This window comes from Halalkalibacterium halodurans (genome assembly GCF_004376175.1).
Lineage (GTDB): Bacteria > Bacillota > Bacilli > Bacillales > Bacillaceae_D > Halalkalibacterium > Halalkalibacterium halodurans.
Window position 1 is genome coordinate 1 of sequence record NZ_SNUY01000145.1, and the last position, 1579, is coordinate 1579.

The 1579-nt window shown below is 38.3% G+C and carries 1 protein-coding gene; it reads left to right on the forward strand.

Annotated features, from left to right (window positions below; genetic code table 11):
- Nucleotides 1-149: 149 nt before the first annotated feature.
- Entirely contained in the window at nt 150-1418 is a 1269-nt protein-coding gene (locus E2L07_RS20450) for a hypothetical protein (protein ID WP_010897916.1), read from the forward strand.
- Nucleotides 1419-1579 lie beyond the last annotated feature (161 nt).

Consider the following 1579-nt stretch of genomic DNA (forward strand, 5'->3'; position numbering starts at 1 on the left):
TTCTGGAATTGGGTCTATGGTAACCTCAATTATCTACAGAAATCAGGGGGTGGCAATTTTTTTGCTTATAAAGCCCTCTAACATAGGATTTAATAACCTATTTTTATATAAAGTTTTGACAATACGTATAGAAGAGAGGGAGTGAAGCAATGAATATGATCTTAAGTGAAGTTTCAGAAAGTCTTAGGCGTAAAAAAATGATGACGTTCTTTCTTATGCTCGGGATTCTTGTTTTTCTACTTTCTGTCATTCTCATCATCATTAGTTATGTTCACCTTCAGGAAAAGGAAAGTAGTGTAAGCTCTTTTAAAGGTTTACATGTTTACAGAATTAGTGATTCATTATATGAGGATAGTGAATTTAAAGCCTATTTGGACGAGCCCGAAGCATTGGATCGACTGAAACACTATTATACATATCTAGAAGAGAACTTAAATGAAACCTTCATTCATGTAAGCCAACAACCCCTATTTATACCTACCGATCAAATCGAGATCGATGAATCGTTTTTAGAAGGGTACGAAGAAGGGAATCCAAGGCCAATCTATAACGATGAATACACGGTAAAGACAGTCACACTAAACGAGCAAGCGCTGAATTTATTTCCGATCCAGGTGATGGAGGGAGAGACCTTAACTTCGGAGGATTTTGATCATTCAAATGCCCCCGGCCAAATTCCGGTACTTTTAGGGGCCGCCTACTCAGAATACTTTGAGGTGGGGGATCATATAAAAGCGGACTATCTATTTCAAGAGTTTGAGCTGGAGGTTAAAGGGTTTTTAAAGGAAAACCAGTTTGTCAGTAGTCCTAGTGAACCCGAGGTCTTTTTAGATCGCAATATTGTCATACCAGCACAGCAGTTTGCAGAACCTAATAGTGAAGAGGAAGAGGGTTTCCAAGAACGACACTATTTTAACCTGATTTGGGGAGCGATTTACAGTGAATCGGAAAGGGATGCGGTTGAAGCGGCATTAGAAGAGGCAAAGGCTGCTAGTCGATTCCCGCATGCCATAATGATGGGCTCCCCCACCACTCCGCTTGGTCAGCTGTTTGAAGCAATAGCAGAATCGATATACTGGCTTTTATTTATCGCAACTGTGCTTTTTATTGTATGTATATTCGGCATTTCAATGATGTTGAGAAAGAAAATTCAAGATAACTATAAAAATATGATGATTCATCTGATCTCTGGTGGGAGCATGCGTCAATTATTTTTGTATAGTGTCGCTGAAATCGCAGTGCTTGTTGGTTTGCCTACTATATTACTCGTTCTTGTTATTATGGGGTTCAATGTGCCTTTATTGGTTTTGATGGTGATTTTTTTGTGTGCTCTTGCCCTAATGATATTGGCCATTATCCCGCTATACTTACACTTTCGTAGGTTGCCAGTCAGTCGTTTACTTAAACGAGAGGAGTAACAGTCATGATACAATTAAAAGAGATTAAAAAAACCACTAGCGTTGCATAAAAGAAGATACTTAAAATCTGATTATTCTGTTATTTGTTCATTCTAGTAAATGAGCTAAAAAGACAACACCAAGGGAAAGGTGGCACTGTCCATTTGGTAAAATTATACAAT

Coding starts and splice junctions, on each gene's coding strand:
- E2L07_RS20450 (WP_010897916.1), top strand. CDS start 150: ATGAATATGATCTTAAGTGAAGTTTCAGAAAGTCTTAGGCGTAAAAAA.